This window comes from Paraherbaspirillum soli (genome assembly GCF_042654985.1).
GTDB classification, from domain to species: domain Bacteria; phylum Pseudomonadota; class Gammaproteobacteria; order Burkholderiales; family Burkholderiaceae_D; genus Paraherbaspirillum; species Paraherbaspirillum soli.
Genome location: NZ_JBHSMT010000019.1, coordinates 1 through 1504 on the forward strand (window position 1 = coordinate 1; position 1504 = coordinate 1504).

A 1504-nucleotide genomic window follows, 5' to 3' on the forward strand; every position below is an offset into this window, starting at 1 on the left:
TGGCAAACAAATAAGTCTCATCATATAACCTGCTAAGGTTATAGGGACAAGCCTCACGGGCAATTAGTACTGGTTAGCTTAACGTATTACTACGCTTCCACACCCAGCCTATCAACGTCCTGGTCTCGAACGACCCTTTAGGGGAATCTAGTTCCCGGGAAATATCATCTTAAGGCAAGTTTCCCGCTTAGATGCTTTCAGCGGTTATCTCTTCCGAACTTAGCTACCCGGCAATGCCACTGGCGTGACAACCGGTACACCAGAGGTTCGTCCACTCCGGTCCTCTCGTACTAGGAGCAGCCCCCTTCAAATTTCCAACGCCCACGGCAGATAGGGACCAAACTGTCTCACGACGTTTTAAACCCAGCTCACGTACCACTTTAAATGGCGAACAGCCATACCCTTGGGACCGGCTACAGCCCCAGGATGTGATGAGCCGACATCGAGGTGCCAAACTCCCCCGTCGATATGAACTCTTGGGAGGAATCAGCCTGTTATCCCCAGAGTACCTTTTATCCGTTGAGCGATGGCCCTTCCATACAGAACCACCGGATCACTATGTCCTACTTTCGTACCTGCTCGACTTGTCAGTCTCGCAGTTAAGCACGCTTATGCCATTGCACTATTAGCACGATGTCCGACCGTACCTAGCGTACCTTCGAACTCCTCCGTTACACTTTGGGAGGAGACCGCCCCAGTCAAACTGCCTACCATGCACTGTCCCCGATCCGGATAACGGACCAAGGTTAGAACCTCAAACAAACCAGGGTGGTATTTCAAGGATGGCTCCACGAGAACTAGCGTCCCCGCTTCAAAGCCTCCCACCTATCCTACACAGATTGGTTCAAAGTCCAATGCAAAGCTACAGTAAAGGTTCATGGGGTCTTTCCGTCTAGCCGCGGGTAGATTGCATCATCACAAACATTTCAACTTCGCTGAGTCTCGGGAGGAGACAGTGTGGCCATCGTTACGCCATTCGTGCAGGTCGGAACTTACCCGACAAGGAATTTCGCTACCTTAGGACCGTTATAGTTACGGCCGCCGTTTACTGGGACTTCAATCAAGAGCTTGCACCCCATCATTTAATCTTCCAGCACCGGGCAGGCGTCACACCCTATACGTCCACTTTCGTGTTTGCAGAGTGCTGTGTTTTTATTAAACAGTCGCAGCCACCTTTTTATTGCAGCCCTTTCGTCCTTCTGGCGCAGGCCAGTCAAACTACATGGGCGTACCTTATCCCGAAGTTACGGTACAAATTTGCCGAGTTCCTTCTCCCGAGTTCTCTCAAGCGCCTTAGAATACTCATCTCGCCCACCTGTGTCGGTTTGCGGTACGGTCTCGTTAGACTGAAGCTTAGAGGCTTTTCTTGGAACCACTTCCGATTGCTTCGCGAACAAGTTCGCTCGTCCCATACCCTTGAATTACGCTGCCGGATTTGCCTAACAGCCTTCTCTGATACAGGAACCGGGACTTCCAACACCCGGACAACCTTCCGCGATCCGTC

1 rRNA gene is annotated in these 1504 nt (G+C 51.4%); it reads right to left on the reverse strand.

The annotated features are described in order from the left end of the window. Nucleotides 1-42: 42 nt before the first annotated feature. Nucleotides 43-1504: ribosomal RNA gene (locus ACFPM8_RS11655) — 23S ribosomal RNA — on the reverse strand; the annotation flags it as partial.